This is a genomic window from Ralstonia flaminis (assembly GCF_958415495.1).
Lineage (GTDB): Bacteria > Pseudomonadota > Gammaproteobacteria > Burkholderiales > Burkholderiaceae > Ralstonia > Ralstonia flaminis.
In genome coordinates, this window is the sequence record NZ_CATZLL010000007.1 from 56331 (window position 1) to 81615 (window position 25285).

The 25285-nt window shown below is 64.9% G+C and carries 25 protein-coding genes; 11 read left to right on the top strand and 14 right to left on the bottom strand.

Annotated elements, in window-relative coordinates; all coding sequences use genetic code 11:
* The first annotated feature begins 165 nt into the window (after positions 1 to 165).
* From R2N11_RS12635 to R2N11_RS12650, 4 genes are all read left to right on the top strand, one after another.
* Positions 166 to 621, top strand: a complete 456-nt coding sequence (locus tag R2N11_RS12635; protein ID WP_316681294.1) for a nucleoside deaminase — start codon at positions 166 to 168, stop codon at positions 619 to 621.
* A 241-nt stretch (positions 622 to 862) separates the two neighbouring features.
* Positions 863 to 1723 carry an MFS transporter gene (locus tag R2N11_RS12640; protein ID WP_316681295.1) on the top strand — a complete coding sequence of 287 codons (861 nt, stop codon included), beginning with the start codon at positions 863 to 865 and terminating at the stop codon, positions 1721 to 1723.
* A gap of 401 nt (positions 1724 to 2124) precedes the next feature.
* On the top strand, positions 2125 to 2580 hold the full coding sequence (gene fur / locus R2N11_RS12645; RefSeq protein WP_199032888.1) for a ferric iron uptake transcriptional regulator: 456 nt from the start codon (positions 2125 to 2127) through the stop codon (positions 2578 to 2580).
* A gap of 115 nt (positions 2581 to 2695) precedes the next feature.
* Positions 2696 to 2941 carry a hypothetical protein gene (locus tag R2N11_RS12650; protein ID WP_199032889.1) on the top strand — a complete coding sequence of 82 codons (246 nt, stop codon included), beginning with the start codon at positions 2696 to 2698 and terminating at the stop codon, positions 2939 to 2941.
* A 16-nt stretch (positions 2942 to 2957) separates the two neighbouring features.
* Here R2N11_RS12650 and R2N11_RS12655 read toward each other — a convergent pair whose 3' ends face one another.
* From R2N11_RS12655 to R2N11_RS12675, 5 genes are all read right to left on the bottom strand, one after another.
* Positions 2958 to 3263: a hypothetical protein gene (locus R2N11_RS12655; protein WP_316681296.1), complete on the bottom strand. Its 306-nt coding sequence runs from the start codon at positions 3261 to 3263 to the stop codon at positions 2958 to 2960.
* Positions 3264 to 3369: 106 nt separating this feature from the next.
* The gene (locus R2N11_RS12660; RefSeq protein ID WP_316681297.1) at positions 3370 to 3690 is read right to left on the bottom strand and encodes a DUF6587 family protein; all 321 of its coding nucleotides are present in this window, start codon (positions 3688 to 3690) and stop codon (positions 3370 to 3372) included.
* Positions 3687 to 5552 carry a ferrous iron transport protein B gene (feoB, locus tag R2N11_RS12665; protein ID WP_316681298.1) on the bottom strand — a complete coding sequence of 622 codons (1866 nt, stop codon included), beginning with the start codon at positions 5550 to 5552 and terminating at the stop codon, positions 3687 to 3689. The genes R2N11_RS12660 and feoB overlap by 4 nt, the downstream gene beginning before the upstream one ends.
* Before the next feature lie 47 nt (positions 5553 to 5599).
* Entirely contained in the window at positions 5600 to 5911 is a 312-nt protein-coding gene (locus R2N11_RS12670) for a FeoA family protein (protein ID WP_316681299.1), read from the bottom strand.
* Between the two features lie 463 nt (positions 5912 to 6374).
* The gene (locus R2N11_RS12675; protein ID WP_316681300.1) at positions 6375 to 8837 is read right to left on the bottom strand and encodes a sensor domain-containing diguanylate cyclase; all 2463 of its coding nucleotides are present in this window, start codon (positions 8835 to 8837) and stop codon (positions 6375 to 6377) included.
* 276 nt (positions 8838 to 9113) lie between these two features.
* On the opposite strand from R2N11_RS12675, the gene R2N11_RS12680 reads away from it, so the two are divergent.
* Positions 9114 to 12653, top strand: a complete 3540-nt coding sequence (locus tag R2N11_RS12680; protein WP_199033058.1) for a bifunctional diguanylate cyclase/phosphodiesterase — start codon at positions 9114 to 9116, stop codon at positions 12651 to 12653.
* Between the two features lie 40 nt (positions 12654 to 12693).
* Here the strand turns inward: R2N11_RS12680 and R2N11_RS12685 are convergent, their stop codons facing one another.
* Positions 12694 to 14283 (bottom strand): methyl-accepting chemotaxis protein, encoded by a 1590-nt coding sequence (locus R2N11_RS12685; RefSeq protein WP_316681301.1) that lies wholly within the window; start codon positions 14281 to 14283, stop codon positions 12694 to 12696.
* 238 nt (positions 14284 to 14521) lie between these two features.
* Here R2N11_RS12685 and R2N11_RS12690 point away from each other — a divergent pair, with 238 nt between their 5' ends.
* A complete protein-coding gene (locus R2N11_RS12690; protein ID WP_199032620.1) occupies positions 14522 to 14752 on the top strand; it encodes a hypothetical protein in 231 nt (76 codons plus the stop codon).
* 28 nt (positions 14753 to 14780) lie between these two features.
* On the opposite strand, the gene R2N11_RS12695 is transcribed toward R2N11_RS12690, so the two are convergent.
* The 3 genes from R2N11_RS12695 to R2N11_RS12705 all read right to left on the bottom strand — a co-directional run bounded on the left by R2N11_RS12695 (position 14781) and on the right by R2N11_RS12705 (position 17001).
* The gene (locus tag R2N11_RS12695) at positions 14781 to 15617 is read right to left on the bottom strand and encodes a siderophore-interacting protein (RefSeq protein WP_316681302.1); all 837 of its coding nucleotides are present in this window, start codon (positions 15615 to 15617) and stop codon (positions 14781 to 14783) included.
* An 87-nt stretch (positions 15618 to 15704) separates the two neighbouring features.
* Positions 15705 to 16376 (bottom strand): PadR family transcriptional regulator, encoded by a 672-nt coding sequence (locus tag R2N11_RS12700; RefSeq protein WP_199032622.1) that lies wholly within the window; start codon positions 16374 to 16376, stop codon positions 15705 to 15707.
* A 112-nt stretch (positions 16377 to 16488) separates the two neighbouring features.
* Positions 16489 to 17001, bottom strand: a complete 513-nt coding sequence (locus R2N11_RS12705) for a MarR family winged helix-turn-helix transcriptional regulator (RefSeq protein WP_316681303.1) — start codon at positions 16999 to 17001, stop codon at positions 16489 to 16491.
* Positions 17002 to 17079: 78 nt separating this feature from the next.
* Between R2N11_RS12705 and R2N11_RS12710 the strand changes: the two genes are divergently transcribed.
* The 3 genes from R2N11_RS12710 to R2N11_RS12720 are packed head-to-tail and all read left to right on the top strand — an operon-like array spanning position 17080 to position 18652.
* Positions 17080 to 17583: a carboxymuconolactone decarboxylase family protein gene (locus R2N11_RS12710; RefSeq protein ID WP_199032624.1), complete on the top strand. Its 504-nt coding sequence runs from the start codon at positions 17080 to 17082 to the stop codon at positions 17581 to 17583.
* Positions 17580 to 18029 carry a GNAT family N-acetyltransferase gene (locus R2N11_RS12715; protein WP_199032625.1) on the top strand — a complete coding sequence of 150 codons (450 nt, stop codon included), beginning with the start codon at positions 17580 to 17582 and terminating at the stop codon, positions 18027 to 18029. The genes R2N11_RS12710 and R2N11_RS12715 overlap by 4 nt, the downstream gene beginning before the upstream one ends.
* The gene (locus R2N11_RS12720; protein WP_316681304.1) at positions 18026 to 18652 is read left to right on the top strand and encodes an FMN-dependent NADH-azoreductase; all 627 of its coding nucleotides are present in this window, start codon (positions 18026 to 18028) and stop codon (positions 18650 to 18652) included. Before R2N11_RS12715 ends, R2N11_RS12720 begins: the two co-directional genes overlap by 4 nt.
* Positions 18653 to 18705: 53 nt before the next feature.
* Here R2N11_RS12720 and R2N11_RS12725 read toward each other — a convergent pair whose 3' ends face one another.
* From R2N11_RS12725 to R2N11_RS12740, 4 genes are all read right to left on the bottom strand, one after another.
* The gene (locus tag R2N11_RS12725) at positions 18706 to 19077 is read right to left on the bottom strand and encodes a YXWGXW repeat-containing protein (RefSeq protein WP_199032627.1); all 372 of its coding nucleotides are present in this window, start codon (positions 19075 to 19077) and stop codon (positions 18706 to 18708) included.
* 60 nt (positions 19078 to 19137) lie between these two features.
* Positions 19138 to 19785 (bottom strand): pyroglutamyl-peptidase I, encoded by a 648-nt coding sequence (pcp, locus tag R2N11_RS12730; RefSeq protein ID WP_199032628.1) that lies wholly within the window; start codon positions 19783 to 19785, stop codon positions 19138 to 19140.
* Between the two features lie 78 nt (positions 19786 to 19863).
* Positions 19864 to 20283, bottom strand: coding sequence for a MarR family winged helix-turn-helix transcriptional regulator (locus R2N11_RS12735; RefSeq protein WP_316681305.1), 420 nt, complete (start codon positions 20281 to 20283; stop codon positions 19864 to 19866).
* Positions 20284 to 20352: 69 nt separating this feature from the next.
* Entirely contained in the window at positions 20353 to 21951 is a 1599-nt protein-coding gene (locus R2N11_RS12740; RefSeq protein ID WP_316681306.1) for a hypothetical protein, read from the bottom strand.
* 186 nt (positions 21952 to 22137) lie between these two features.
* On the opposite strand from R2N11_RS12740, the gene blaOXA reads away from it, so the two are divergent.
* Together blaOXA and R2N11_RS12750 are read left to right on the top strand one after the other, a co-directional pair.
* Positions 22138 to 22953, top strand: a complete 816-nt coding sequence (gene blaOXA / locus R2N11_RS12745; RefSeq protein ID WP_316681307.1) for an OXA-60 family carbapenem-hydrolyzing class D beta-lactamase — start codon at positions 22138 to 22140, stop codon at positions 22951 to 22953.
* Positions 22954 to 23161: 208 nt separating this feature from the next.
* Positions 23162 to 23608, top strand: a complete 447-nt coding sequence (locus tag R2N11_RS12750; protein ID WP_199032632.1) for a hypothetical protein — start codon at positions 23162 to 23164, stop codon at positions 23606 to 23608.
* A 41-nt stretch (positions 23609 to 23649) separates the two neighbouring features.
* On the opposite strand, the gene R2N11_RS12755 is transcribed toward R2N11_RS12750, so the two are convergent.
* Positions 23650 to 25263, bottom strand: coding sequence for an OpgD/OpgG family glucan biosynthesis protein (locus R2N11_RS12755; protein WP_316681308.1), 1614 nt, complete (start codon positions 25261 to 25263; stop codon positions 23650 to 23652).
* Positions 25264 to 25285 lie beyond the last annotated feature (22 nt).

Below are 25285 nucleotides of genomic sequence, written 5' to 3' on the forward strand. Positions count from 1 at the left end.
GCGCAACCATAATCGGCCGGTTATTCCGATTGCCAGGCGGCAGCCGAGATGGCGTTGCGTGTCTGGAAGCGCTGGACAGTGGCGATTTGCTGGCTGGTGCAGAGGGCGCCTGGACATGCTGCGCGTGACGCTCAGCCATGGCGCCAACCGATTCAGGAGATCACGATGTCCGATGAACAGTACATGCGCGAGGCGGTTGAGCTGGCCCGTGCCAACATCAACGCCGGTGGCGCGCCGTTTGGTGCCGTGCTGGTGCGCGATGGCAAGATCATCGCCCGTGCCGTCAACGAGGTGCACACCACCAACGACCCGACCGCCCATGCCGAGATGCAGGCGATCCGCCAGGCCAGCCACGCGCTGGCCACACCGGACATGAGCGGCGCCGTCATGTACGCCAGCGGCCATCCGTGCCCGATGTGCTTTGCCGCCATGCACCGCTGCGGCATCCGCGCTGCGTACTTCGCGTATTCGAACGAGGACGGCGAGCCGTTCGGCATGTCCACCGCCGCCATTTACGAGGAGTTCAAGCGCGAACCGCAGGCGCGCGCGCTGCAGATGCGTGCACTGCGGCCGACGGGCGAGCAGGGCTTGTACGAAGCATGGCAGGCACTTCAATCGTGACGGACGCCACCGCACAGCACGCCGCATCGGCTGCATCGACTACTGCGCCTGCGCGCGCCGATGCCGGCTGGATCGGCGTGCTGGTGGTGATAGCGCTCGGCCTGAATCTGCGCCCCATTCTCACGACCATCGGCCCGCTGCTGGCGGAGATTCGCGCGGGTACGGGCCTCGGCTTGCAGGGCGTGTCAATGCTGACCGTGATTCCGGTGCTGTGCATGGGCAGCATCGCGCTGTTTATTCCTTGGCTGGCACGGGTGTCGCGATCATCCAGGGCTTGGCGCCGGGCATCATCAAGCGTTGGTTTCCGCAGCGTGTGCCGCTCACGCTGGGTTTGTATTCCGCTTCGCTCATGGCGGGCGGCGGCATCGCGGCCACGCTCAGCCCGCGCATTGCGCACGCTGCCGACTGGCACGTGGGCCTTGGCATCTGGGTGTTGCCGGCGCTGGCAGCACTAGTGTTGTGGGTGACTGCCCGCCCGCGCGAGGCGCTGCCAACCGCGCAGCAAGGGCCAGTGCTGAATTTCTTCGGCAATCGGCGTGCATGGCTGCTGGCGGTCTACTTTGGCGGCGCCAACGGCGGCTACACCAGCATGATTGCGTGGCTGCCAATGTTCTATCGCCAACTCGGCTGGAGCGCGCAGGATGCTGGTGGCCTTATCGGTGTCATGACGATCTTCCAGGTGGCCGGCGCGTTTGGGGCACCGTTGCTTGCGCGCCGCTGGAACGATCGACGCCCGTGGCTGCTGGCGGCGTTGTTCTCGCAACTGGTGGGGATGGCCGGCCTATTGCTCGCACCGCAAGCCGAAACGGCGTTCTGGATTGCGCTGATCGGCTGTGGCCTGGGTTCGATGTTCTCGCTGTGTCTGACGCTCACGCTCGACCATCTGCCTGATGCGCGTGCTGCGGGTCATCTCGCGGCGTTTGTGCAAGGCATCGGCTTCATCATCACGGGGCTCATTCCCTACGCCGTGGGCTGGCTGCGCGAATTGACCGGGGGTTTTCAGGTGCCGTGGCTGTTGCTGGTTGCCATCGTGATCGCTGCCATGGTCGCAACGCTGCGCTTTGCGCCGGCCGGCTACGCCCGCGCCATGGGGCGCATCTAACGCGCCTCCCGACCCCATCCCCACAAGGGTCTTCGACGATTTTCAGAAAAGTCTTGTAATGCGAATCATTCGCATTTATAGTTTGTCTATCGACAGCGCTGCAGCCGATGGACAAACCACCAAGCGCAACCTGTCGAACCGAATTCCGCTGCGAGCGTGCCGGCCATTGGATGCCTGGCGCCCCGGCAACCGATCTTTTGTGGGGACCGCTCTGACACACAGAGCGTTTGGCAGTAGCAAGCCGCCCGACAGTCGGGAAAGCACTCAGACCCCGCTTTCCCGACTGCGACTTTCCCGGGCCGCCAGCCATGCCGTCTTTTTTCGGAACCCCGTCTGCACGATTGCGACGCCCGTTTCCGGCCCTGCTGCGCTGACCTCCTAGCCTTACGCCCCCGAACGCCATGCCAAATTCGACCGACCTGCGCCGTGCCGGGCTCAAAGCCACGTCACCGCGCGTCAAGATTCTGGAAATTCTTGCTGCCGGCACGGACCACGGCCGTCACCTGAGTGCGGAAGACGTCTATCGCCAGCTGCTGACGTCGGACCTCGACATCGGCATCTCGACGGTCTACCGCGTGCTCAATCAACTGGTGGATGCCAGCGTGCTGCTGCGTCATACGTTCGAGGCCGGCCATGCGGTGTATGAGATCAACGAGGGTGCGCATCACGATCACTTGATCTGCATGTCGTGCGGCCGCGTGGAAGAGTTTCACGACGATGCCATCGAGGCCCGTCAGGAGCGTGTGGCAAGTGAGCGCGGCTTTGTGCTGCGCGATCACGCGCTGGCGCTGTACGGTGTGTGCCCGGCGTGCCAGGCCAGTGCGGGTGCGCGGGACGCTGTGGGCTTGAACGCATAGGGTGCGCTTCACATTGATGTGATGCGGTAACGCCCTGAAACATCATCGGCGGGATCGTGGCGAAACTCATCCGCTGCCGTGGGTTCCAACACATCGTGTTACCCAGGAGATGCCGATGCAACGCCGTCTGAAGTCCGAAGATGAACTCAAGACCCTGCTGGCCCGCTGTGTTCAGCAGCATCCGGAATGCGCCAACTGCGAACTGCGCGCCATGTGCATTCACCGGCCCGATCACACCGGTTGTAACTGGAGCGCCGAATTCGATTTTCCTAGCGATGACGATGCCGCCGCCATTCGCGGCCTGTCGGTCGCCAAGCGTCTGCTGACGCGGGCGCGCACCCAGTACAACGTAGTGTCGTAACGCTCAGGTTTGGGCGTCAGCCCTTCGCCTGTCGGGAGATGCGCTCGAGCAGTGCGCGGGCGCTTTCGCCGTGGCCCTGCTGTGCCAGCAGGCGCGCATTCAGCACGAGATTTTCCAGCACCAGTTTGGCGATGCTCGCCGTGAGCGAGACGATCACCTCGTCCTGGCTGAAGTGCGCATCTTCCATTTGCGACAGCTGGCGCGAGACCAGCTTGCAGACCAAGCCGCGCAACATCTGCTCGTCAAAGGGCAGGTTGGCGAAGTCCACCGGGTCTTCCTTCTCGACTTCCGCAATCAACTGAACCAGCAACTCTTCGGTCATGACGCGTCCCCCGTTCAGGTTTGGACCAGTCTACGCCTGCGCTCTCCAAAAATAAAACGGGCTCGCGTGATGCGAGCCCGTTGGTGTTGTGGTGTTGCGTCGGCGATTATTTGCGGCGCAAGAAGTGGATTGGTTGTTCAACCGCAGCAGACGATGAAGACTCGCCCGATGCGCAGCCACTGCAACCGCTGCCACACGCGCTGCCCGAAAGCGGATCGGAGTGGCATGACGGCGACACTCCCGGAGTGAGGAGGCGTTGCCCGAAAGCACGCATCCAGTCCGGTCGCGACGGCCGATCGCACCAGCCTGCCACGCGCGCCATCGTTCGGGCACGCATGGTTGGTGCATAGCGACCGGTAATCGACAGCGCGCTCATCGCCACGACCGTGGCAACGACGCCGGTTTCGACAACGTGGTACAGGCTCATGTCAGCACCCGTGCGATCTGGTAGGTGGCGAAGGCGGCTAGGTAGGCCAGCGCGAAGAGGTAAGCGGCCGTGCCCGCCATCACCTTCCACGAGTTGGTCTCGCGGCGGATGGTGGCCAGCGTCGAAATGCATTGCGGCGCGTACACGTACCAAGCCAGGAAGGCCAACGCAGTGGCCAGCGACCATTGCTGGGCAATGATCGGCGCCAGTTGCGCGGCGGCATCCTCATGCGTGGCCGACAGCGAATACACCGTCGCCAGCGCACCCACAGCCACTTCGCGTGCGGCCATGCCCGGCACCAGCGCAACACACATCTGCCACGTAAAGCCGATCGGCGCAAACACGACTTCCAGCGCGCGGCCGATGTAGCCAGCAAAGCTGTAGTCGATGGCGGGAAGGGTGGCGTTGGCGGGCGGTGATGGGAACGTCGACAGGAACCACAGCAGCACCATCATCTTCAGGATGACCGTGCCGATGCGCCGCAGGAAGATGCGCGCACGCTCGATCAGGCCAACGATGAGGTTACGCGCGCTGGGCAGTCGATACGACGGCAATTCGAGAATGAGCGGGTGCTCATTGCGATCGCGCTTGAGGTACTTGAGCACGTAGGCCACCACCAGCGCCGACACGATGCCGGCCATGTACAGCCCGAACAGCACCAGCCCCTGCAGGTTGAACACGCCCCACACCTGGCGCATCGGAATGAACGCGCCAATCAGCAGCGCATACACGGGCAGGCGTGCCGAACATGTCATCAGCGGTGCCACAAGAATCGTCACCAGCCGGTCGCGGGGGTCCTGAATCGTGCGCGTGGCCATCACGCCGGGGATCGCGCAGGCAAAGCTGGAGAGCAGCGGAATGAACGAGCGGCCCGACAACCCGGCACCCGCCATCAGCCGGTCGAGCAGGAAGGCCGCGCGCGGCAGGTAGCCGGATTCCTCCAGCGAGAGGATGAACAGGAACAGGATCAGGATCTGCGGCAGGAACACCAACACGCTGCCCGTGCCCGCGATGATGCCGTTCACCAGCAGGCTCTTGAGCATGCCGTCGGGCATGACTGTGCCAACCCACACACCCACGGCTTCCACGGCGCCCTGGATACCGTCCATGAGCGGCTGCGCCCAGGAGAACACCGCCTGGAACATGAAGAACATCAGCACGGCCAGCAACAGCAGGCCCAGCACCGGATGCAGCACGATGCGGTCCAGCCGGTCGTCCAGCTCGGCGGTGCTGCGCGGCATGGTGACGGCGGCGTCGAGCAGGCGTTTGACCTCTGTATGCGGGTCGGCGTCGGCGGGCAGCCCCACCGGCACGGCCGGCAGTTGCTCGTGATCGATATGGGCGACGAGGTCGGCCGCGCCATTGCGCTTGATGGCCACGGTCTGCACCACGGGCACGCCCAGTGCGGCCTCCAGCTTGGCGCGGTCGATGCGGATGCCGCGGCGTTCCGCTGCATCCACCATGTTCAATGCCAGCACCATCGGCAGGCCCAGTCGCTGCAGCTCCAGCACGAAGCGCAGGTGCAGGCGCAGATTGGTGGCGTCCACCACGCAGATGAGCATGTCGGGGCGTGGCTCACCACGGAACGTGCCCAGGCAGATATCGCGCGTGATGGCTTCGTCGGGGCTGGTGGCAACCAAGCTATAGGCGCCGGGCAAGTCGAGAATCTGTACGTGACGGCCCGACGGTGCGGTGAAGCGGCCTTCCTTGCGCTCTACCGTCACGCCTGCATAGTTGGCCACCTTTTGACGGCTGCCGGTCAGCAGGTTGAACAGCGCGGTCTTGCCGCAATTGGGGTTGCCGACCAGGGCAACGCGCAATGCCGGCGAGGAAGAGGAAGCGGGAGAGGCGTGCATCTGCATGAAGACCGGATAAGCGGGGCCGGAAAGTGTCGGCAGCGAGCGACGGGCTACGCCGCCTCGCGCACCTGCGCGGGCGGGGCTGCCTCGGTGGCGGAAACGGCCGAAGCGGCGGGTTGCGTGGCCGCTTCAGCACGCACGCGAACGCGGGCGGCCTCCTGGCGGCGCAACGCAAAGCGCGTGAAACCAACCTGCACGACCAGCGGATCACCGCCGAACGGGCCCACGGCCACCACGCGCACCACTTCGCCTGTGACGAACCCGAGTTCGCGCAGGCGTTGGCTGATTGGATCGGCGGATTCACGGTCTTCAACGTGATCCACCACCGCCGTCGCCCGGCGGGAAAGCTCGGAAAGCCGCATCGTGCCTAGTCGTTAACTTGATATTGCGTAAATGCGAATCGTTTTCATTATATCGCAACATCCCGTGTGAAGGGCTGCGGCACCGGGTCGCCGGGATGGTTATTTCGGACGAGGGATTAACGCGGAGGGGGGGGCGTTGCGCCGAAGGCACAAAAAGCGTGGGGTGCGTGGGAAACCGCTACGGGTGCCGGGTTTTTGCCAAATTACCCTATCCTGGGTATTGGCCGGGTGGGGGGCATTGCCTATGCTTCAAGTGCGCTGAACTTCCCCGTTCAAAGCGTATTCTTGAAGCCACCGGATACCGCTATCCGGTGGTTTTTTCTTTGGTGCCCGGAACTTGCCCGCGATTCTGCTGCGCGGCTCGATCTTGGCCCTGCGATGCTCACCGTACCCATGTACGGTTGCGGCTCTCGAACCAACCTCAGGCCGCTCGCTACGGATCGCAGGCGGGTTCCTCACGGTGCTAGTCGCTGGCGATCGCGCCGCGGCCTTCGTTTTTAGCGCGGTAGCAAGCGGCGTCCGCACGTGCCAGGAAGGCACTGGCGTCTGCGTCAACTGCGTGCAATTCAACCACCCCCTGTGAGAGCGCAATCTCTGCCCGCGCACCGGCGGCCAGCAGCGGCTGCCGCGCCAGCGCCGCGCGGATGCGGTCGGCAAACGTGACGGCAGCCTGCATGTCGCAGTTGGGCAGGATGACTGCGAACTCGTCGCCGCCCAGGCGGGCCACGTAGTCCTGCGTGCGGGTGTTCTGCACGACGAGCTCGGCCACGCCGCGCAGCACGTCGTCACCAGCGGCATGGCCGTAGCGGTCGTTGATGGCTTTGAAGCCATCCAAGTCGATCATGATGAGGGCCAGTGGCGCACGTGTGACCGGGTTGCCCCCACGGTGGGCTTCGACCTGCGCGTGCAAGGTCGCATCAAAGCCGCGGCGGTTCAGCAACCCGGTCAGCACGTCGTGTGTGGCATCCCAGGCAATGCGCTGCACGGTTTCTCGTGTGGCTGACACATCGCGCAGCACCAGTACACCGCTGCCCGACGTGCCCGGCAACGGGCCCCATGACAATTCCACATCGTGCCGGCGCCCGTCGGCGCGTTCCAGCCGCAGGCTGCCCGTGAGCGTGCCGCCCGCGCGCAGCAGCTGCGTGGGGATGACCCGCCTGCCGCTGTCGTGCTCGATCAGGTGCAGCAGGCGGTTGATCGATTGGCCGACCGCGCGAGCGGGGTGTGTGCCAACGAGTGTTTCAATGGCGCGGCTGGCGTGGGTGATGATGCCATCGCCGTCGATCGTGAGCAGCGGCTCCTGAATGGCATCGAGCACCAGCAGCGCGGCACGGACTTCTTGTTCGAGCGCTTCCTTGGCACGTTGCTCGCGCGTGCTGTCGACCACGGCGACGATCCAGCCCGCCAGCGGCGCACCGGCCCCGCCGATGGGCCGTGCCGTCAGCAGCACCGCGCCGATACCGGCACCTTGTCCGGTGGCAATCACGACCGGCTGATCCGCCAGTGCTAGCGGCGCGCGCGGCAGATGGGCGAGCACGGTGGCCACGGCCCGCGCTGCAGGCGAGATCGGATCCCCTTCCTTGGCCTGCAGTGCCAGGCTGACAGCCTGTGCGCTCGTGCCCAGCAGCCGCTCGAAACGCACGTTGGCAAACGGCACCGCCAGCGTGCGATCCAGAAACGCCAGCCCGACCGGGGCCTGCTCGGCCAGCCCGCGGAAGAAGGCGACGTCCTGTTTGCTGGTCTCCAGTGCCCGGTCCCAGTACTTGGCGAGGTGGCCGACGCGCACAGCCAGTGCACCTACCTCTGTGGTCGGGTCAAACGTAGAGACCTTCGGGTCCGCCAGCTCGCCCAGGCGCGTGAGCGGCCCGGGCGGGTGGGTATCGTGCAATGGCGGGCGGCCGGAAGTGGGCGTGACCGGGTGGATCGGCAGGCCGCCTTCCACCTCGTGGCGCAGGCGCTCCAGCGGACTGACTGCGCGCTCGATCCAGAACCAGGCGAACAGCAGGCAAACGGCCCCGAAGGCGATGCCGGCAGCAATCAGTGTGCGCGTCGTACGTGCCGCGCCCGCGTAGGCTTCCTGCACCGGCCACCAGACGCCCACGCTCCAGGGCACAGCATTCAGCCGGCGATAGCCGACGATGACGGGTGCCTGCCCCGGCGGGGTGAATTCAGCGCCCTGGCTCCAGCCCTGCGCGAGCGAACGCGCAGAATTGGGCAGGGCCGCCAGATCCGGCGCTTGCTGCAGCAGACGCGAGCGATCCGGCGCGACGATGTATTTGCCCCCTTCCGACACCACCACCAGACGCCCGGTACGCCCCATCCGGACGGCTTCCAGATCGGCGAGCATCGGATTGCGAGACAGTTCGATCGATCCGATCACCAGCCCAGCAAAGCCGCCGTCATTGCCGTGCAGCGGTGCCGCAAACGAGGCCACCGGACGCTTGCCCGCCGGTGCCAGGAACGGTTCCGGCATGTAGAGCCGACGCGTGTCGCGCACGGTCTTGAAGATGGGGTGGTCGGCCATGTTGTCGCCACGCCGTTCAGGCAGCGCCGGCGCATCGGCCAGGATGGTGCCGTCGGCGCCGACCACCAGTACGTTGTCGAACGCGCCGCGCAATTCGGCATGGGCGTCGAGCCAGGTTTGGCCGTCGGCCGGTTTGTGCAGGTTGCTGGCGCCCTCGGCGGCAGCGGAGAGGCGGTCGATGATGGTGGCCAGCCGCGCGTCGATCGGGCGGGCCGCTTGCGACATCACCTGGTCCAGGCGGTTGTCGATCTCCTGCCGGGTGTCGTCGTACACCGTGGAGACGGCCACCGCAATCAACCCCGCAAACGGCACCAGCGCGGCAAACACCACGCCCGGCAGTAGGCGGAACAACAGGCGGCGTGGGGCGGTGCCCACGGGGCGAGATTCGGGCGTGTTTGACATGTGCCCGGATTTTAGAGCGAGTTGGCCCCCTGGAAACCCTGAAACGTCAACAAAACCACCTGGATTGCAACAGTTGCGTGCACAATTTCCACAAGTTGCGTGCGATAGGAATTGCAAGCAAAATGCTTGCGCACTGCGTCAGCCGTCAGCCGGCACGATGCCGCAACTGCATCGTGTGCCTTGGCGTACGGTCCCTGAGCCGCATGTCGTGTCGTCACTGAGGTGCAGCCGCAGAGTGCATCCGCTCTCCACACCAAGGCTCTACCGGTCATTCAAGTGCCGAAGCACGCTTTTTTTCCCACCACGCTGCGCGGCCGTTTGCTTGCACTGGCTGCGGTGGCCGCCTTGCCGGCTATTGTTGTGGCGATTGCCGGCGTGGCGCTCTATCGTGACCGGCTCAACGATCATCTTGCCCAGCGCCTGACCCACGAGACCGAGTCCGCCGCCGCGCGCGTCGGGATGGTGCTGTCCAACGCTAACGAACTGCTCTCCGTGCTGGTGGCCGACGATTCGGCGCTGCGCATGGACCAGCAGGAATGCAGTCGCTTCGTCAACCGCGTCTTCCATAACCAGAACGAGCTTTCCAACCTCGGCGTGATCGACGCGCATGGCAAGCTGGTGTGTACGCCCGATCCGGCCAATCTCGGTATCGACGTGTCGGATCGTGAATATGTGCACGAGATCCTGGCGACCGGTCAGCCGGCGCTGTCGACATTCGTCATTGGGAAGGCGTCCAACCAGGCCGTGATCGTTTCTGCGCGGCCGATGGTGGCCGGCGATGGCGCCATCCGGGGTGTGGCCTATGCGGCCGTGCGGCAAAGTGCTCTGATCTCGGCCGCCTCTGGCGGTATGTCGGGGGCACCGGTCTACCTGATCGACGCGTCCGGCAACGTGCTGTCGATCAACGCCACGATGACGCCCGAGCAGGCCCCCACGATTGCAAAGGGAACGCTGGTGGCCATGGCTGGCCAGCAGCCGGGTGATCCGGTGCTGGTGGACGACACCGATGGCGTGCGCCGCGCCTACGCCGCCATGGTGGTGCCGCACGCCGCCGCCGGGCGCCTGCGCATCGTGCGCGGGGTGGACGCGACCGACATCATTCGCCAGCAGCGCGACATCGCGCTGGCCGGCGGCGGCGCCATCCTGTTGATGATCGTGCTGCTGCTGGCGCTGATTCAGATAGCGATGCGACGGCTCGTGCTGCCGCGTGTCGATGCGCTGGTGGATGCGGCGCGCCACTACGCGGCGGGTGACTTCTCCGCGCGCGTGGTCGAGCAGGGCACCACGCGCGATGAGTTGTCGTTGCTTGAGCGCACCTTCAACGAGATGCGCGCGGCCATCCAGCGGCACGACGCCACCGTCCATCGGCTGACCGAACGTTTTCAGCGCGTGGCGCGTGCCACGAATGACTGGATCTTCGACTGGGATATCGCCACCGGAGAATCCTGGGCCAATGCCAGCCTGCACCGGCTCTTGGGCAGCGACGCGCTGATGGGCCCCGGTGAAGACGACGGTGTATCGCGCACGCTGACTTTCCACCAGTTCGTGCATCCGGACGATGTGGACGCGTTCGGTCAGGAGTTGCGCGCGGTGCTGCATTCGGACCAGAACAGCTGGCACAGCGTCTGCCGCGTGATTGATGCCAACCGCGCCACGCGCACGGTGGAGATTCGCGCCAGCATCTATCGTGGCAAGGACGGCCGTGCCGTACGCATGGTGGGCGGCGTGAGCGATATCTCGCAGCGTTCGGCCATGGAGCAGGAGCTGCGAGCAAGCGAGGCCAACCTGAGCGTGGCCGAACAGATCGCGCTACTCGGTAGCTGGCGCTGGGACGTGCTGCGGGACTCCACCACGTGGTCTTCCGGCATGTACGTGCTGACCGGCGTGCCGGCAGGTTTGCCGCCCACATTCGCGCAACAGTCGCAGTTCTTTACTGCCGACAGCTTCAACCGCCTGCGTGAAGCTGCCAGCCATGCCGTAACCGAAGGCGAGCCGTATTCGCTGGAGCTGGAGATGATCCGCCGGGACGGCGAGCACCGTTGGGTGCTCTCGCGCGGCAACATCGAGCGCAACGAGCGCGACGAGGTGGTGGCGCTGTTCGGCACCATGCAGGACATCACTGAGCGCCGCGAGTCCGACGAGCAATTGCGCCTGCTGCGCCGCGTGGTCGAGTCTGTGCCGTCGGGCATTTCTGTGGCCGATGCGCAGCGGCCGGACATGCCGCTGGTCTACGTGAACCCCGGCTTCGAGCGCATGACAGGCTACCGCGCCGACGAGGTGCTGGGCCGTAACTGCCGTTTCCTGCATTCTTCCGAGCCGGGTCAGCCGGCGTTGAACGAAGTGCGCGCAGCCCTGCGGGACGCGAGCGAGATTCGCGTGCTGCTGCGCAACTTCCGCAAGGATGGCCACCCGTTCTTGAACAACTTCCTGCTCTCGCCCGTGCGCGATGCCAAGGGTGCGGTCACGCACTACGTCGGGATTCAGGACGATGTGACCGAGCAGGAGATGACGCGCGCGCGCCTGGCGCAGCACGCTACGGTCGACCCGCTCACCGGCCTGCCCAACCGCACGCTGCTGGCCGACCGTGTGCAGCAGTCGGTGGAGATGGCCGCGCGCCAGCGCAGCCGCTTCTACGTGGCGCTGGTCAATATCGACCGCTTCAAGGTCATCAACGACAGCCTGGGGCATCTGCTGGGCGATGAGGTGCTGCGCCGCGTGGCCGAGCGCCTGCGCGATGCGGCCGACACCGTCGATACCGTGGCGCGCTTTGGCGGCGACGTGTTTGCGCTGGTGATCTCCCATGCCGGCTCGCGCGGCGTGGATTTCGGCTTCGACCTGTTTGCCGAAGCCATCCGCGTGGAAGGGCACGAAGTGTTCGTGACGGCGAGCATTGGCGTGGCGGAGTACCCCACGCACGGCTCGGATGCGGACACCCTCATCCGCCATGCCGAGATGGCGATGTACTACGCCAAGCAGAACGGCCGCAACCGGCTGGAGTTCTTCGCGCCCGAGATGGACATCGGCGTGTCGTACCGGTTGAACCTGGAACACCAGATTCGGGCTGCGCTGGAGCAGGGCCAGTTCCGCCTGCTGTATCAGCCGCAGATCGACACCCAGACCGGCCGCGTATGCGGGCTGGAAGCGCTGATCCGCTGGATTCACCCGACGCGCGGGCTGCTGCCGCCGGCTGCGTTTATTCCGGTGGCCGAAGAGAGTGGGTTGATCGTCGATATCGGCAACTGGGTGCTGGCCGAGGCTGCGCAGCAGCGTGCGGAATGGCATGCGCGCGGCCTGGCTGACGATCTGACGATTGCCGTGAACGTATCGCCGTTGCAATTCAAGCGCGGTACCGTGTTGCCGACGCTGCTCAAGCTGCAGCGCCAGTACGGCCTGGGCTCGGGCTTCCTGGAGCTGGAGGTGACTGAATCCATGCTGATGGAAGGCACTGAGCGCACCATCGAAGATCTGACCGCCATCCGTCAGCTTGGCGTGCGCATTGCCATCGACGATTTCGGAACGGGGTATTCGAGCCTGGCGTATCTGAAGCGCCTGCCGATTGACCTCATCAAGATCGACCGCGCCTTCGTCAAGGACATCGACCGTGATTCCAACGATGCGGCCATCTGCACGACGGTGGTGGTGCTGGCCCACAACCTGGGCGTGAAGGTGTGTGCCGAAGGCGTGGAAGACGCCACACAGGCCGCCTTCCTCACCTCACATCAGTGCGACGTACTGCAGGGGTATTACTTCAGCGAGCCGCTGCTGCCCGATGCGGTGGCGGCGCTGCTGGAGCGTGATACGCGCTTCGCCGTCTAGGGTCTGGGGCGGGCACACGCAAGGTACGCCCGCCCTGCAATCACGCCCGGAACACCGCCACCGCGAGCTTCAGGTCTTCCGACTGTCGCGCCAGCACCGAGGTGGCTGCCGCGGCTTCTTCCACCAGCGTGGCGTTCTGCTGCGTCACCCCATCGAGCTGTGAGACCGAGTCGTTGATCTGCGCAATGCCGCTGCTTTGCTCGCGCGAGCTGGCCGAGATTTCCGACATGAGCTGGGTGACGGTCTGCACCGACTGCACGATCTGCGTCATCGTGGCGCCGGCCTGGTGTACCAGCGCCACGCCATCGCGCACGGATTGGTCAGACGCGCGAATGATCTCCTTGCTCTGTGCCGCGGCCTGCGCGCTGCGTTGCGCGAGGCTGCGCACCTCACCGGCCACGACGGCAAAGCCGCGGCCTTCCTCTCCTGCGCGGGCAGCTTCCACGGCGGCGTTGAGTGCCAGGATGTTGGTCTGGAAGGCGATGCTTTCGATGGTGGCGATGATCTCGGTCACGCGCTGGCTGTCGGCGCGGATGGCGTCCATGGTCTGCACGACGCGCTGCACGACTTGCCCGCCGTCAGCCGCGATGTGCGATGCCTGCTCGGCCAGCGTGCTGGCTTCGCGCGCGTGATCGGCGTTCTGCGCAACCATGGACGTGAGCTCTTCCATGCTCGACGCGGTTTCTTCCAGCGCGGCGGCCTGCTGCTCCGTGCGGGCCGACAGGTCATGGTTGCCCGCAGAAATCTGCAGCGTGCTGTGTGCGACGTTGGTGGCGCCATCCTGAATGTCGCGCACGATGGACGACAGGCTTGCGCGCATGGTGCCCATGGCGCGCATCACCTCGCCCAACTCATCGTTGGAGCGGACTTCAACGGCCGTGGTCAAGTCACCAGCGGCCAGGCGCGTGGCCAGCGTGGCCGCGTCCTCCAGCGGGCGGATGAGCGTGCGCGCCAGCAGCACGCCCGACATCGTCGCAAGCCCCGCGCAGCCCACACCGGTGAGCCACAGCCAGTCACGGCTGAGTACCAGCCACGTTTTGTCATGCAGGTCGGCCGCTTCCAGCGCGATGTGCGCCCACAGCGTGCCGATCAGGATGGCCACGGCAATCAGGCTTTGCAGCCCGATGACCTTGAAGCGCAGGCTGTCGCGCTGGAACAGATTGACGGCGCGTCGCCAGCCCGTGCGCAGGATGCGACCGGCGCGCACGGTGTAGGACGTGTCGCCTTCGTTGATGGCGGCGTAGGCACGCTGCGCGCGGGCAATCTGCGAAGGCGTGGCCATCGAGCGCACGGAGGTATAGCCGGTGACGCTACCGCCCTGGAACACGGGCGTGACATTGGCGAGCACCCAGTAGAAGCCGCCGTCCTTGCGTCGGTTCTTGACGAAACCACGCCACGGCTTGCCGGCTTGCAGCGTGGTCCACAGGTCTGCAAAGGCGGCCTCGGGCATGTCGGGGTGGCGCACGAGATTGTGCGGCGAGCCCATCAGCTCTTCCTGTGTGTAGCCGCTGACGCGCACGAACGCCGGATTGGCGAAGACGATGCGGCCTTTGAGGTCGGTACGGGAGATGAGGTAATCGGTGGGGGCGAGTGCGGTTTCGGCTTGGGTGACCGGGAGGTTCTTGCGCATGGTGTGCCGCGCCTTATGGGCGCGCAGGTAGGCGGAAATAGCAGAAATGGGCGGGAGTCCTCCTCTGCAACGGCACGCCTGGCGTGGGGCTAAAGGCCGAAGAAGGCTGAAATGTGACGCGACTTGATCCAGATCAAATCGGCGAGTGGTTCCTCCGGTCGCCCAGAACCGGTACGCGTGGCATAGCCATTGCTAGATTGAAGGCAACTGGCGAATTTGCTGGAGATGGAGGAACACGGTGTACAAGATCTGTGGAGACGTGGAGATCGTCCCTCGAGTGATTCCGGCGGGCGAGCGTGGCTGGGAGGCCCGTATCGACGTGGTCTTTCGCAGCGCGGAGGGGCAGTCGCTGAGGGGGTCGCAGTCCGTGCTGCCCAGTTGCACGTTCGGCTCACCGCGTGAGGCGATGGATGCCGCGCTGCTGTATGGGCAGCGCGTGCTGGGCGACTGGGTGCGCGGTGCGGCGTGAGCGCACCGGCCCGCAACCTCGGGTGGTACTAGCGACGCTCCTGCGCTTTGCGCTGCTCGCGCGTGAGTCCGGCTGTCCAGTAGCCCTTGGCATCGATGGCATCGCGTGGCACCGCCCAGGTGTCTTCAAGCAGCGTGCGCACCTGTTTGAGCAGTGACGCCTCGCCCGCCAGAAAGACTTGCGGCGTACCCGTGGGCAGCGTCTGCGCGCTCAGCGCACCCACCACCATGGCGCCAGCGTGCGCCGTGTCGGCTTCGACCCAGTGGATGTCGTGGCTGCGCGGGTGCCCGGCGGATGCGCCTCCAGGCACGCCTTCAAGCGGCAAGCGTGCACGGGCATCGCTGATGGCGATAAAGGCGTGCACGCGCGTGCGTTCTGGCAGGCTCTCCAGAATGGCAAAGATGGCCGGCAGCGCGGTTTCATCGCCCACCAGCAACGTCCACGGTGCGGCGGGATTTGCCTGGAAGCCGCGCTTGGGGCCGGCAAACTCGACTTCATCGCCAGGGGCCGCGTGCTCCAGCCAGCGGGCGGCGGGGCCGTGCTGCGCGGTGGGAGTCTCGTCGTGCACGACAAAATCGACTTCCAGTTCGGCACGCTCGGCGTGGTAGCGGCGGATGGTGTAGGCCCGGCCCAGCGTACGATCGGCTGCTCCATTCGCGTTGAGCGGAAACATCAGCTTGATCGCGGCGCCCGGCGACACATTGGCTAGATCGGCCAGGTCGGTCGGCGAGACACCCGTAAAGACCACGCGGCGCATGCGTGGTGACAATGTATGAATGGCGCGCACGCGCATGCGGCGCGTGGCGGGTTTGAGGGGGCTAAGCAGCTGCGACATGAGACCTTGTGTGCGGTAGAAGGCGAGCATAGTTGGGCTGCGGAAAAGAGGGGGGAGGTATGGCTGCGCAGACGTCATCCAGGTGGCGGCAGGCCACCCGGATCAAGGCTGCGAGGCTCAACGTTCCCCGGTGATTTCCTTGAGGGCGCGCAGCAGGATGTCTGCCACGCGTTGTTGTTCTTCGCGCGAGGCGAAGCGTTTTTCCATGATGGCGAACTTCAGGCGCCAGCGTGCGGTGCGCAGCGGGTCGTTGCCGGTGTCGGCCCATTCAGCCGAGCCGTCGGTTTCGCGGTCGAACGCCATGGCTTCGTTCATGCGCTTGACGCGTTCACCCATGGCGCGCAGTTGCGCGAGGATGGCGTCGGCGCTGTGCTGGCGTTCGGCTAGCCAAGCCTCGCCTTCGGCCGTAATGCCGTAGCGCTTCTTGTTGCCCTCGACGGTAACGGAGGCAAAGCCGTGATCCTCAAGATACGACAGCGCCGGGTAGACCATGCCAGGGCTCGGTGTATAGAAGCCCAACGAGTGTTCTTCCACCGCTTTGATGAGTTCATAGCCGTGACGTGGGCTGCCTTTGAGCAGCGCCAGCAGCACGAGCTGCAGGTCGGCTGAACTCAGCCGCCGGCCGCGCCAGGGGCTGCCGCCTTCGTCATCGCCCTCGCCGTGGCCGCCAGGGCCGCCGAAGCCACCCATACCGCGGCCAAAACCACCGCGGCCGTGGCCATGCCGGCCCATCATCATGAAATGCTTTTCCATCCACATCTTGTGGTGGCGTCCAAACCATCCGTGCATCGTCACTCTCCTGCTGAACATCACTAGATATATCTTAAGATACATCGAATGATAGTGGCGATGATCTTGAAGTCAAGGACGAGGGCGAAAAATTTCAGGCGCGGGAGGGTGCTCAGGGTGCCGCTTTGTCGCTGCCCACCATGGCCGCGTGCACCAGCCAGCGCCGCACGACCTGTTCTTCTTCGGGGGTGAAGCCTTCGAGCAGTTCCCGCTCAATGCCGCCGGATCGTTTTCGGCAGGCAGCCAGCAGGGCCAATCCTTCCGGCGTTACATCGATGTGCTGGATGCGGCCGTGCACGGCATGCGGCCGGCGCGTGATAGCGCCGCTGCGCTCCAGGTTGGCGACGATCACGCTCACGGTTTGCGGCGTCAGCATGGCCAGCCGGGCGAGGTCGGCATTCGAGACGCCGGGGTAGGCGCGGATCATGGTCAGCACCAGGAACTGCGGCAGCGTGACACCCACGTCGGTCATGGCGCGTTCCATGCGCAGGCGGTGCGCGGCGCTGGCCTGGCGCAGCAGGTAACCAAGGTAGCCCTCTTCACCGCGTTTGCCCTGGCCTGGCTCGGGAATGAAGGGTGTGTCCAACTCATTGCCCGCGTTGGCGGCAGGGGTGCGCTTGCTCATAATGTAAGAGTTCGAATATCATGTTCGAACTCTGATATTAACATGCTTACAACGTCGTCCCCCAAACAGGAGCTGGATATGCACGATCTCTCGCCTCGCATGGATTACTCGGAATTCGTCGAAACCGCCGGTGGTGTATCGGCCGCTTTGCAAGCACTTGGCAAGGCGGTGGATGCCTCCGGGCTGGAAAAGCCGCTGACCGAGCTCATCAAGGTACGCGCCTCGCAAATCAACGGCTGTGCGTTCTGCGTGCAGTTCCACCTGAATCTGTCGCGCAAGCTGGGCGTGGCAACTTCCAAGCTGGACCTTGTGGCCGTGTGGCGTGACACGCCGGCGGTGTTCACCCCGCGCGAGCGCGCTGCACTGGCCTGGACAGAAGCCCTGTCCGCCTTGGCACGCACGGTCGATCACGGTGTTGAGGACCACGCATACGATGCCGTACGTGAGCATTTCTCCAAGACCGAAGTGGCCTTTCTGACGGCCGCCATTGCCAACATCCAGGCGTGGAACCGCATTGCCGTGTCGTTGCGCTTTGCGCCGCAGGTACCAGCGACCGCCGTGGCTACGACGCAGGAGGCATGACCGTGGATTCCATCCGCCCTATTGAAGACGAAGCCGCGCTGCGTGCGTGTTTTCCCGTCATGCATCAACTGCGGCCGCATCTGGCCGATGCCGACGAGTTGGTTACACGCTGGCGCCGGCAGGTCGAGCAAGGCTATCGCCTCATCGCTGTCTGGCGTGATGGCGCGCCCGTCGCACTGGCTGGCTATCGGCTGCAGGAAAACCTGGTCTACGGTCCGTTTCTATATGTCGACGATCTGGTGACCGACGCCAACCTGCGCAGCAGCGGCTTGGGCAATGTGTTGATGGATTATCTGAAGGACACGGCGCAGCGCCTGGGTTGCGTGCGGCTGGTGTTGGACACGCCGTTGTCCAACGTGCTCGGCCACCGCTTCTATTACCGCAACGGCCTGCTGGCCGGCGCCCTGCGTTTCGGGTTCAACACGCCAGCAAAAGGTGCCGCATGACGACATTGCTGCATGTGGCCGTGAGCCCGAGAGAAGGCCGATCGCACAGCCGACGCGCGGCGCAACTGGTGCTCGACCAACTGGCCGAGGCGAGCGCAGACCTGCGCATCATCGAGCGTGACCTTGCGGCAACGCCTCTGCCGCATCCCGACGCTGCGTTTGTCGAGGCCAGTCTGATGCCCGATGCCGATCGCACCCACGCGCACCGTGCGGAACTGGCGCTGTCCGAGACGTTGATCGGCGAACTGGAGGCGGCGGATTCGGTGTTGATCTCGACGCCCGTGCACAACTACACCGTGCCGTCGACGCTGAAGGCGTGGATTGACCTGGTGGTACGGCCCGAGCGCACGTTTCGCCGTACGCCGACAGGCAAGGTTGGTGTGCTGGCGGATCGCTCGGTGCTGGTGGTGTCGGCATCGGGCGGCAATTTTGACGGCGCCCACGCGCAGACGGATTTCCTGATGCCGTATCTGCGCTACGTGTTTGCCACGGTGGGCATCCAGCAAGTGGAAGGCATCCGATTGCAGAACACGGCGCGCGGTGCTGAATCCGCAGTGCAGGCTCTCGACGGGTTTAGCCAGGAGTTGGCTGCGCGCATGTTGCTGATGCCGCTGGTGGCCTGAATCGCCTTCGGCAAAAAAACTGGCCGGCGCATGGCCGGCCAGTTTTGATCTCATCAGCACCTGCGGCCAGGCGGGCAGCCTTGGATGCGGTTCTTGGGGTGGCCGTGGTTACGGTCCCAGCCACCTTGACGCATTTCCCAGCCACGGGGGCCGTGCACCCAATGCGGCGCCCGCCAGTGCTGGCCGGGGCGTCCGCGCATCTGGTGGCCAGGGCGCCAGACGTAGCGACCAGCGTGCCATTGCCAGTAACCCGGTGCCCACACGTAGCCCGGTGGCATTCTCGGAATACGCTCGTGGCGTGGCGGCGGCGGTGGGCCGACCCGCACATGAACCGACACCTGCGCTTGTGCAGGTAACGTGATCGAACCAAGCGTGCCGCCTGCAACCGCCAAGCAGATGCCGAGCATCCATGCATTCTTCTTCATGTGAGGATCCTCGCGAATTGAAGTTTCGCCTGGATCGTAGCATCGGGCAGCACGACTGCCCTAGTGCACCGCACCACCGCTCACCTTGAGATCGGCACGCGTGGCGAGCGCAACGCTGATCGCCGTGCGTATCCCTTTGACCTGCGTATCCAGCGACAGGCTTGGCCGGCCTGCATGCCGTGCCGCCAGCTGGGGCGTGGTCGGCACGTGGATGAAGCCACCGCGCACATGCGGCGCACGCGTGGCGATGTGGTGCATCAGGCCATAGAACAGGTGGTTGCAGTTGTACGTGCCGGCACTTTGCGACACCGCCGCAGGCACGCCCACCTCGCGCAGCGTCTGCACGATCGCCTTGATCGGCAGCGTGGAGAAGTACGCCGTCGGCCCGTCTGGCACCACGGGTGTGTCGACCGGCTGGTTACCGGCGTTGTCCGGAATGCGCGCATCGATCACGTTGATTGCCACGCGCTCCACCGAGATCTCCGCCCGCCCGCTGGCCAGCCCCAGCGCCAGCACCAGTGTGGGTGACGTTTCTTCAATCGCGGCCACCAGCTGCGCATTGGCAGCGCCGAACACGCAGGGCAACTGCCGCGCCACAATGGTCGCGCCGTCGACTTGCGTGCCATCGAGTGCCTGCGCGATGTCCCAGGAAGGGTTGGTCGGGTCGGATTCAAACGGTTCGATGCCGGTGACGAGGACTGTGGTCATGCATGGCTCCCTGCAAAAATGAGTAGGTATGCAACTAAATGGCGATGAAAGAGGCGGCATCTGCCGCCTTGGCTTTTGCTACGTGTTCAGCGCGCTGCGCACTTCACGGATGGCCTGGACCGTGTCGTCAAACATGCTGGTGCCCACATGCTCGCGCAGACGCCGTGCCACTTTGGCGCTGGCTACTTGCAACGCAGCTTCCACCGCACGTGCAGCATCGGTGGGGAACAGGTTCCACTCGCGGCCGTCTTCCGCGGAGGGCTGGCGTTCCACCAGCCCCTTGGCGACCAGACCATCAACGAGCCGCGTGGCGGTTGGCCGCGCAATGCCCAGTACCTCGGCCAGCTCGCGGTTGAGCACGCCGGGCCGCTTGAGCACTACACGTAGTACGAACCCCTGCGGCGGCGTCAGGCCGAACGGCGCGTACGCGGCGGTCCATTCGCGCTCGACGGTGCGGGCTAGGGCAGTCGTGTTGAAGTACAGGCAGTGATCGAACATGCGCGGCAGTCTAGCGACAGATCGTTAGGGATGCAACGAATATTTCCGTCGATTCATGACCGACCTGGTTCAGGGGGCGGCCTCGGTTGTCTGTGCAAGCTGTTTGAGCGCTTGCGCGAAGTAGGCGCGGTCATGCGGCGCCAGGTCTTGTGCGGTTTCCGACAGCCGCTCCATGGCAGTGCGGGAGGTGGCGTGATCGCCATCGGCATTGGAAAACCACGCCAGCTCCAGCAGCAGGCCGCTGACTTGCACGTGGCCGTATCGATGGCGGCCGCTGTCGTGCTCGCGCAGGCGCAGTGCAGCCACATCGGCCCAGCGTTGCGGCCAGTAGCGTGCATCGAAGGCTTCGGCAAACGGGCCGGCCCGTGTTCGAAGCTCGGCCAGGGTGAGGGGCACATCGGCACGCGCAATGCGCATCAGGGCGATGGCGTTCCATGCCGATTGCAGTGGCCCGCCATTGCGTAGCGCTTGCCACTCGCTCATGGCCAGCCAGCGCACGGCATCGATGGTGCCATCCGCAGGTGCTGAATTGCCCAGCGCATCCCGCAGCAGCCAGCACGTCATGCCGAGGTTGGCGGCAACCTGCTGCACGGCATCGGAGGCCTGGCTCTCCAGCGCGGCAGCCAGCGCGGTTTCGAACTGGGCGACGATGCGCTGTGCCGTTTGTACGCGCGCGGCCGGGGCAATGTCGGCCGTGTCGGCGTAGAGCAGCCGCGCGCGTTCGATCAGGGCGCTGAGGTTGTTCCACTCAAACCGGATCTGCGGGTGATAGCGCAGCAGGCTGCGGCCGGGTTCTGCGTCGGCCATGCGTGCGAGCAGGCCGGCGGCGAGGTCGAGATCGCGTCGGTCGTACGCACACCAGGCGGTGACGACACGCTCCATGGCCGCGAGGTAGTCGTTGCCGAGCACGTGCCGCTGACGGCGGTGCGCCCGCAGTTGCGAGAGCAGGGCGCTGGCGCGCGTGGAGTCGCCCAGCCGGCGGGCTGCCATTGCCTCGCCCAGGGTGACGAGGGCGCGCTGGAAATCGTTGTCGGCAGCATCCCCCGCGTGGCGCAGGGCGAGCAGCGCACCACCGCGCTCGGCATCAGACGCGCTGCCGGTGTGGGTGCCGGCCCCCAACGCGTGCAGCAAGCGCCCTTCCCGCATGGCATGGCGTGCCGTCAGAAAGGCATGCCAGAACGCAGGGTTGGGTGTGCCGGGTGCGGGGCCGGATAGCGCGCTGGCGGTGGCATCTGCAGCGTTGTCCGTTGCGCATTCTGCGGTGGTGATGCCGAGGAAGGCGCGTACGTCCGTGTCGTCGGCAATACGCCCTTCGACCAGACACACGACGCGTGCGGCGTCTTCGGGGGTGAGCCAGAACGGGCCCTGGCTGCGTTTGTCGGCGTTGAGGAAGCGTGGCTCGCGGTCGCGCTGTTCGCCCCAGCCGGCTTGCACCCCCCAGTTCTGCCAATCGCGAAACGCACGGCTGATCATCATGCGCTGCGTGCTGGCATCCGATACCGCCCCACGCAGATCAGCCAGTCGCACAAAGGGCTGCTCGGGCGACAGGCGGTGTGCATAGGCCAGCCGTACCAGCAGCCACAGGCTCTGGAACGGCGCACGTCGGCCATCGACGGTTTGCGGCGTGGTCAGTTCCAGGTGAAGGGCGGGCAAGGTGGGTGGCTGCATACGGAAACTGCAGTTGAGGCTGCAAGGCAAAAAAGATTGCCGTCATTGTGCGCCAAGCCGTTTGTTACAGGCGTTACGCGTGTGACGTGCAGCATGCCTTGCGCGCTGGAAAGCGCACAGCGCGCTCCCTACGATGCGCAGCGCCGGTGCTTGCCGGCAGCTACCGACAACGTTCAAGGAGTTCCTATGCTCTCTCGCTGGTCAAAGACCTTCGCGCTGGCCTTTACAGCCTGTGCTTTCGTGATGGGTGCCAGTCAAGCGCACGCCGAGTTGATCGTGCGCGATGACCTGAAGCGCGTCTTCGACGAAACCGGTGTCACGGGCACCTTCGTGCTGATGGACATCAGCGCTGATCGCACCTACGTGGTCGACCTGTCGCGCGCCGCGCGACGCATTCACCCAGCATCGACTTTCAAGATTCCCAATAGCCTGATTGCCTTCGATACGGGTGCCGTGCGCGATGACCACGAGGTGGTCCCATACGGCGGCAAGCCCCAGCCCTACAAGCGCTGGGAGCACGACATGACGTTGCCCGAGGCGATTCGTGCGTCCAACGTGCCGATCTATCAGGAAGTGGCGCGCCGCATTGGCGCTGAGCGTATGCAGGCCTACGTGGATGCCTTTGACTATGGAAACCGTCAGATCGGCAGTGTGATTGACCAGTTCTGGCTGCGTGGTCCGCTGGAGATTTCTGCATTTGAAGAAGCGCGCTTCACCAGCCGACTGGCACTCAAGCAGTTGCCCGTGACGCCACGTACGTGGGATCGGGTCCATCGCATGTTGCTAATCGAGAAGCAGGGCGATGCAGCGCTCTACGCCAAGACAGGCGTCGCAACCGAGTACCAGCCCGAAATCGGTTGGTGGGTGGGCTGGGTTGAACGGGCGGGGCAGGTTTACGCGTTCGCCCTCAACATCGACATGCCCAACGAAGTCGACATGGCCAAGCGCATCCCGCTGGGCAAACGGCTGATGCAAGCGCTGGCAGTATGGCCGACACCATAAATCTCTGAGGATGCTGTATTTCTGATTCTTATATTCAATCGGGAATACCCGGAGTTAAAGATAGGAATCGGGTTGTGAGACGATTTCGTATGTAAAAAATTGTTGAATCTGGCTGTCACAAATTAGTCGTTAAAAACGTGTCATGTCTGGTCGTCCGTAAACGACTGGGTAGAGAGCATCGCCCGAGGGTCGGGCATTGGGGGTTGTTATGCGCAAGTGCTATACGAGAGGGGCCGCCGCGTTGATGGCGGCGATTGGGGTGACTGGGGCGCTGGCAGCTGATGGCCAGAGCAGTGGAACGATCCGGTTTAGGGGCGCTGTTGTTGCAACCGGGTACAGCGTGCAGGCCGGGCCGCGTGCTGCGGGCGTGGTCGATGGTCTGCAAGCGCGTACAGCCGCAACCGGCAATCAGGTGGTGGTGGACTTCAACACGCCCGTGGTCAAGCCAGTGCCCGCCGAGGTATCGGTCGTGGCGCGCAGCAAATCGTCGAGCGTGTGGCAGCGTGTTAGTGAGGCCGTTGGTGGCGCAGCTGTGCGCGCCCGGTATGAAGGCTTCAAGGCCAACGTGCTCACAGGCAAGAACGGCAAACTTACGCTATCGCATCCGCCGGGGGCAGAACCAGCCCTGGCCGTGGTGACGGTGGCATATAAATAAGGCGGGAATTCTCCCGCCTTATTTATTGGTCGCGCCGGTGCTTACGACGCCACCGGCCCCACCGGCGATTGGAACGGGTGGTATTGGTAGAGCCACGTTTCCGACAGCGGCTTGCCATCCACGCGCAGGAACAGGCGCATGTCCACCGGGTCCTTGCCGTCGACCGTCAGATCGAACTGCGCGCGCCAGTGGCCCGGCACACCATTCGGCACCGCTTCCGTAAACACATACGAGAACGTGCCGCGCGAGGTGCTCAGCACCGCTTCGGGCTTTACGCCAAAGGGCAGCTTCTCCAGCGGACCGCCCTTGAACTCCACCATGAACTTGCGCACACCGTGCGGACGCGGCTGGCCCGGCTGGCCACCGTTACCCAGGCGCGTGGCCACGCAACGCGCCAGCGGCGTCGGATACGGTTCATCGGCCAGCCAGTGCAGGCGGTAGCGCAAGCGATATTGACTACCCGCGCGCGCCGGCGCTTTCGGCACCCACATGGCGACGATGTTGTCGTGGATCTCGTCGTCGGTCGGGATTTCGATGAGCTGCACCGCGCCTTCGCCCCAGCCCTCCAGCGGCTCGACCCACAGGCTCGGGCGGCGCTCGTAGTGCACGCCGTCTTGGTAGTTATTGAAGTCGCGATCGCGCTGCAGCAAGCCGAAGCCGCGCGGGTTGTTGTCGCCAAAAGCGGACGCCATCGTGCGCGGCGGATCGTTCAGCGGGCGCCAGATGCGCTCGCCGCTGCCCGTCCAGAGAGCCAGTCCGTCGGAATCGTGCACCTCGGGGCGCCAGTCGGTGGCGGTGCCCTTGGCGGTTTCCGAGAACCAGTACATCGACGTGGCCGGCGCGATGCCGAAGCGGTCAATGTCGCGGCGCAAAAAGATCGCCGTGTCGATGTCCATCACCACGCCCTTCGTGCGGTGCATGACGAAGCGATATGCACCCGTGATGCTCGGGCCGTCGAGCAGCGTGTAGATGGTGACGGAATCGGCGCGGTTGTCTGCCGGCGTGTCGAACCACACGTGCGTGAAGTTGGGAAATTCTTCCGGTTTGCCTGCTTGAGCCACGTCCAGCGCAATGCCGCGCGCCGAGAGACCGTACTGATACAGCTCGCCGATGGCGCGGAAGTACGACGCACCGAGGAAGGCCACCCAGTCATTCTTCTTCCAGTCGAGTTTCTTCTGGTCGCCCAGGCGGCTTTCCTGGAAGCGAAAACCAGCGAACCCGCTGCCGCGCGGCAGCTTGCGCGCGGGGCTGTCGGCAGGCATGTCGAAGTAGGTCTCGTCGTAGACGACCTCGCGCGCGGCGCCTTTCTCCACGACGTGCATGCGCACTGGTGCACGGAAGAACGTGCCCAGGTGGAAGAACGTCACCGGAAACTGGCCAGGACCATCGGCAAACAGCGCGTGCGCCGTGTCGAACTTGATCTTGCCGTGCGCTTCGTAGTCGATCTTGGCGAGGATGTCAGCCGGCGCGGTGGCGGGCGGCGTATACGGCTGGCCGGCCATCGTGCGGGCGCGCTCGATCAGTGCATCGAAAGAAAACGGTGCGGCATCGCCCAGTTTGACGCGGCTGGCGGCCAGCGCTTCGGGCGTGATGCCAAGCGCGGCCAGCGTGGCGGTAACGGAGGCGGAGGCAAGAAGGGTTCGGCGTGTGACCATAGGTGCCTGTAACGTAACTTTG